1 protein-coding gene is annotated in these 715 nt (G+C 47.3%); it reads left to right on the forward strand.

Annotation, left to right across the window (positions count from 1 at the left end):
* The coding region (locus tag R8N47_RS25145) for an efflux RND transporter permease subunit (RefSeq protein WP_318186096.1) at window positions 1-715 on the forward strand (715 nt) is incomplete at both ends.

The following is a 715-nucleotide window of genomic DNA, read 5'->3' on the forward strand; positions in this document are numbered from 1 at the left end:
TGGTGGATGACGCGATCGTTGTACTAGAAAACGTTGACCGTCACATCAAAGAAGGGGAATCGCCATTCCGAGCTGCAATCATTGGTACGCGTGAAATTGCGGTTCCAGTTATCGCGATGACATTGACGCTAGGTGCAGTGTACGCGCCGATCGCATTGATGGGTGGTATCACCGGTTCACTGTTCAAAGAGTTCGCTTTGACACTGGCAGGTTCAGTATTCGTATCCGGCATCATCGCTTTGACACTATCACCAATGATGTGTTCAAAGATGCTGAAAGCGAACGAGAAGCCAAGCAAGTTTGAGCAAAAAGTTCACCATATCCTTGATGGCATGACCACTCGTTACGAAGGCATGTTGAAAGCGGTAATGGCTCATCGTCCGGTTGTTATTGCGTTTGCAATCATTGTATTTGCAAGCTTACCGATCTTGTTCAAGTTCATTCCTAGTGAACTTGCACCTTCGGAAGATAAAGGTGTGGTTGTACTGATGGGTACGGCGCCTTCGAACGCGAACTTGGATTACATCCAAAACACCATGAACGATGTAAACAAGATTCTGTCGGATCAACCAGAGGTAGAATACGCGCAGGTATTTAACGGTGTTCCTAACTCGAACCAAGCGTTTGGTCTAGCGACACTTAAACCTTGGAGTGAGCGTGAAGCCAGCCAATCTGAGATCACCAAACGTGTTGGTGGATTAGTTGCAAGCGTCCC

It is taken from the genome of Vibrio sp. 2132-1, assembly GCF_033344315.1.